Source organism: Chryseobacterium sp. AG363, from assembly GCF_003610675.1.
Lineage (GTDB): Bacteria > Bacteroidota > Bacteroidia > Flavobacteriales > Weeksellaceae > Chryseobacterium > Chryseobacterium cucumeris.
In genome coordinates this window covers 1-5384 of sequence record NZ_RAQF01000010.1, presented here as the reverse complement: position 1 = coordinate 5384, position 5384 = coordinate 1, and the positions used below count along the sequence as shown (strand labels likewise).

Here is a 5384-nt window from a genome sequence, read left to right as displayed (position 1 = left end):
GGTATATAACAAAAAAACCTTTATCGTAAAGATAAAGGTTTTTTAAAAATAAAATAAAAACTGGCGGCGGCCTACTCTCCCGCGTTAGCAGTACCATCGGCGCTGGTGGGCTTAACTTCTGTGTTCGGAATGGGAACAGGTGAGCCCCACCGCTAAAACCACCCTAAAGAAGGTATATAAGATATCAGAGGATAGATTTCAGATTTCAGACTTCAAGGTCTGGTATCTGATGTCTTATATCTGACATCTGTTTTAAGCGATAAAAACTTTCACAAAGACAAAACCTTCACTGCGCATAAAGCACCTGGTTTATATTAGTAACCATAGACTATAAATCTACGGGTAATTAGTACTACTTGGCTATGACATTACTGTCTTTACACCTATAGCCTATCAACGTCGTCATCTACAACGACCCTTAAAAGATGTCTCATCTTGAGGCGAGTTTCGCACTTATATGCTTTCAGTGCTTATCTCTTCCAAACGTAGCTACTCAGCGGTGCACCTGGCGGTACAACTGATACACCAGAGGTTTGTTCAATTCGGTCCTCTCGTACTAGAATCAAGCCCTCTCAAACATCTAACGCCCGCAATAGATAGAGACCGAACTGTCTCACGACGTTCTGAACCCAGCTCGCGTGCCACTTTAATGGGCGAACAGCCCAACCCTTGGGACCTTCTCCAGCCCCAGGATGTGACGAGCCGACATCGAGGTGCCGAACCTCCCCGTCGATGTGAGCTCTTGGGGGAGACTAGCCTGTTATCCCCGGAGTACCTTTTATCCTATGAGCGATGGCCCTTCCATACGGAACCACCGGATCACTATGTCCTGCTTTCGCACCTGATCGACTTGTAGGTCTCACAGTCAAGCACCCTTATGCCATTACACTCTACGCACGGTTACCAAGCGTGCTGAGGGTACCTTTGAAAGCCTCCGTTACTCTTTTGGAGGCGACCACCCCAGTCAAACTACCCACCACGCAATGTCCTTCTGAAAGAAGTTAGGCTCCAAGTAAGTAAAGGGTGGTATTTCAACGTCGGCTCCACAAACACTAGCGTGCCTGCTTCAAAGCCTCCCACCTATCCTACACATTACTTACTCAAAGTCAATACGAAGTTATAGTAAAGGTTCACAGGGTCTTTTCGTCCCATTGCGGGTAATCGGCATCTTCACCGATACTACAATTTCACCGAGCTCGTGGCTGAGACAGTGCCCAGATCGTTACACCATTCGTGCAGGTCGGAACTTACCCGACAAGGAATTTCGCTACCTTAGGACCGTTATAGTTACGGCCGCCGTTTACTGGGGCTTCAGTTAATGCCTTCGCTTACGCTAAGCACCTTCCTTAACCTTCCAGCACCGGGCAGGTGTCAGACCCTATACAGCATCTTTCGATTTAGCAGAGTCCTGTGTTTTTGATAAACAGTCGCCTGGGCCTCTTCACTGCGGCCAACATTGCTGTTGGCGTCTCTTCTTCCGAAGTTACGAGACTATTTTGCCTAGTTCCTTAGCCACGACTCACTCGAGCACCTTAGGATTCTCTCCTCGACCACCTGTGTCGGTTTTGGTACGGGTTGCTTCACTTCGGCTTTTCTTGGATCAGATTACACTACAGCAGCTTCGCCCGAAGGCTAGGCCTTGACTATTCCGTCAGTCTCCAGCAGCTACATCCAACCGTCCCCTTTTATTGTGAGCAAGTATGGGAATATTAACCCATTGTCCATCCACTACCCCTTTCGGGTTCGCGTTAGGTCCCGACTAACCCTCAGCTGATTAGCATGGCTGAGGAAGCCTTGGTCTTTCGGTGAGCAGGTTTCTCGCCTGCTTTATCGTTACTTATGCCTACATTTTCTTTTCTATCCGCTCCACAATACCTCACAGTACTGCTTCGGCGCAAATAGAATGCTCTCCTACCAGATATATCTAAAATATAAATCCATAGCTTCGGTAATATGTTTATGCCCGATTATTATCCATGCCGGACCGCTCGACTAGTGAGCTGTTACGCACTCTTTAAATGAATGGCTGCTTCCAAGCCAACATCCTAGCTGTCAATGCAGTCCAACCGCGTTGCTTCAACTTAACATATATTTGGGGACCTTAGCTGTTGGTCTGGGTTCTTTCCCTCTCGGACATGGACCTTAGCACCCATGCCCTCACTGCCGTAGAACATTTATTAGCATTCGGAGTTTGTCAGGAATTGGTAGGCGATGAAACCCCCGCATCCAATCAGTAGCTCTACCTCTAATAAACTTATATACGACGCTGCACCTAAATGCATTTCGGAGAGTACGAGCTATCTCCCAGTTTGATTGGCCTTTCACCCCTACCCACAGGTCATCCGAAGACTTTTCAACGTCAACCGGTTCGGTCCTCCACTCTGTGTTACCAGAGCTTCAACCTGCCCATGGGTAGATCACAAGGTTTCGCGTCTAATCCTACTAACTATGCGCCCTATTCAGACTCGCTTTCGCTCCGGCTCCGGTACTTAATACCTTAACCTCGCTAGTAAAATTAACTCGTAGGCTCATTATGCAAAAGGCACGCCGTCACAGCATTACGCTGCTCCGACCGCTTGTAGGCGTACGGTTTCAGGTTCTATTTCACCCTTCTATTCGAAGTGCTTTTCACCTTTCCTTCACAGTACTTGTTCACTATCGGTCTTTCAGGAGTATTTAGCCTTGGAGGATGGTCCCCCCATATTCAGACAGGATTTCACGTGTCCCGCCCTACTCATTTATCATCTCTATATGCCTTTCGAGTACAGGATTATCACCTTCTATGATTGTTCTTTCCAGAACATTCCTCTAAACATAAAAAGACTTTTGGGCTAATCCGCTTTCGCTCGCCACTACTTACGGAATCTCTTCGATTTCTTTTCCTCCGGGTACTTAGATGTTTCAGTTCTCCGGGTTTGCTCCTCTTGCGAGGTGACATATCTTCAATATGCCGGGTTGCCCCATTCGGATATCTGCGGATCAATTCGTGTGTGCCAATCCCCGCAGCTTTTCGCAGCTTACCACGTCCTTCGTCGCCTCTGAAAGCCTAGGCATCCGCCATACGCCCTTAACGATTTCTTTCCTATTGGTTACTCAAGCGCTTTATGCGCTCGGTTTTCTCTTTGTGATGTCTTTACCGTTAATGTCAATGATCTTAATTTCTTTCTTTCAAACTGATGAACAAATGTTGTTTTTGGCTCCATTCGTAACTTTTAAATCAGTCTTCCAAAACTGTGGAGAATAAGGGAGTCGAACCCTTGACCTCCTGCGTGCAAGGCAGGCGCTCTAGCCAGCTGAGCTAATTCCCCCTCTAGTAGACTTTAGATATCAGATTCCAGATCTCAAACCTAAATGTCTGATGTCTAATAGCTGATCTCTTCCTGTCTTTCAATTAGTAGTCTCGGGCAGGCTCGAACTGCCGACCTCTACATTATCAGTGTAGCGCTCTAACCAGCTGAGCTACGAGACTGTCTTTTAGACGTAAAAGATGATAGACTGATAGATAATAGACTAATTTCTTCGTCTTTCTCTCTCTGCTTTTATCTTCTTTGCCTCTCTCAATCCCTTTACTAATTTCTAGTGGGTTTTGTATTTTTATATATCAACCAAACAAAAAACTAAAGCTATGCTTTAAGTAAGTATTTTGTATCTTACGATACTGATTTTGTTTAACGTCCTAAGACGCTCTAAAATGAGATGTTCCAGCCGCACCTTCCGGTACGGCTACCTTGTTACGACTTAGCCCTAGTTACCTGTTTTACCCTAGGCAGCTCCTGTTACGGTCACCGACTTCAGGTACCCCAGACTTCCATGGCTTGACGGGCGGTGTGTACAAGGCCCGGGAACGTATTCACCGCGCCATGGCTGATGCGCGATTACTAGCGATTCCAGCTTCATAGAGTCGAGTTGCAGACTCCAATCCGAACTGAGACCGGCTTTCGAGATTTGCATCACTTCGCAGTGTAGCTGCCCTCTGTACCGGCCATTGTATTACGTGTGTGGCCCAAGGCGTAAGGGCCGTGATGATTTGACGTCATCCCCACCTTCCTCTCTACTTGCGTAGGCAGTCTCACTAGAGTCCCCAACTTAATGATGGCAACTAGTGACAGGGGTTGCGCTCGTTGCAGGACTTAACCTAACACCTCACGGCACGAGCTGACGACAACCATGCAGCACCTTGAAAAATGTCCGAAGAAAAGTCTATTTCTAAACCTGTCATTTCCCATTTAAGCCTTGGTAAGGTTCCTCGCGTATCATCGAATTAAACCACATAATCCACCGCTTGTGCGGGCCCCCGTCAATTCCTTTGAGTTTCAAACTTGCGTTCGTACTCCCCAGGTGGCTAACTTATCACTTTCGCTTAGTCTCTGAAACTTACATTCCAAAAACGAGTTAGCATCGTTTACGGCGTGGACTACCAGGGTATCTAATCCTGTTCGCTCCCCACGCTTTCGTCCATCAGCGTCAGTTGTTGCTTAGTAACCTGCCTTCGCAATTGGTGTTCTAAGTAATATCTATGCATTTCACCGCTACACTACTTATTCCAGCTACTTCAACAACACTCAAGACCTGCAGTATCAATGGCAGTTTCACAGTTAAGCTGTGAGATTTCACCACTGACTTACAGATCCGCCTACGGACCCTTTAAACCCAATAAATCCGGATAACGCTTGCACCCTCCGTATTACCGCGGCTGCTGGCACGGAGTTAGCCGGTGCTTATTCGTATAGTACCTTCAGCTACCCTCACGAGGGTAGGTTTATCCCTATACAAAAGAAGTTTACAACCCATAGGGCCGTCGTCCTTCACGCGGGATGGCTGGATCAGGCTCTCACCCATTGTCCAATATTCCTCACTGCTGCCTCCCGTAGGAGTCTGGTCCGTGTCTCAGTACCAGTGTGGGGGATCACCCTCTCAGGCCCCCTAAAGATCGTAGACTTGGTGAGCCGTTACCTCACCAACTATCTAATCTTGCGCGTGCCCATCTCTATCCACCGGAGTTTTCAATACCGAATGATGCCATTCAGTATATTATGGGGTATTAATCTTCCTTTCGAAAGGCTATCCCCCAGATAAAGGCAGGTTGCACACGTGTTCCGCACCCGTACGCCGCTCTCAAGATCCCGAAAGATCTCTACCGCTCGGCTTGCATGTGTTAGGCCTCCCGCTAGCGTTCATCCTGAGCCAGGATCAAACTCTCCATTGTATGTTTGTCTGACTCACTCAAAGTTTTTAACGCTTTAGTTTTTCCTTACTTGGTTGTTATATTGTATGTCAATGATCTTTATATCTTTCGCTTTTCAACGAAGCAATCTCTCTGTCAGTGTCGCTCCGTATTTGCGAGTGCAAAAGTAAAACTTTATTTTTTAATGACCAAATGTTTT

Annotated in this window: 2 tRNA genes and 3 rRNA genes; all 5 read right to left on the bottom strand. The window is 47.0% G+C overall.

From position 1 onward, the window contains the following. Positions 1-58: 58 nt before the first annotated feature. Positions 59-166 (bottom strand): 5S ribosomal RNA (gene rrf / locus DEU39_RS24195). Positions 167-326: 160 nt separating this feature from the next. After that, positions 327-3081, bottom strand: a 23S ribosomal RNA gene (locus DEU39_RS24190). A gap of 153 nt (positions 3082-3234) precedes the next feature. After that, positions 3235-3308 (bottom strand) — tRNA-Ala (locus DEU39_RS24185). 87 nt (positions 3309-3395) lie between these two features. After that, positions 3396-3469, bottom strand: a tRNA-Ile gene (locus DEU39_RS24180). 220 nt (positions 3470-3689) lie between these two features. Further along, a 16S ribosomal RNA gene (locus DEU39_RS24175) occupies positions 3690-5206 on the bottom strand. Together the 16S, 23S and 5S rRNA genes with 2 tRNA genes alongside form the textbook arrangement of a ribosomal RNA operon. Positions 5207-5384: the final 178 nt, after the last annotated feature.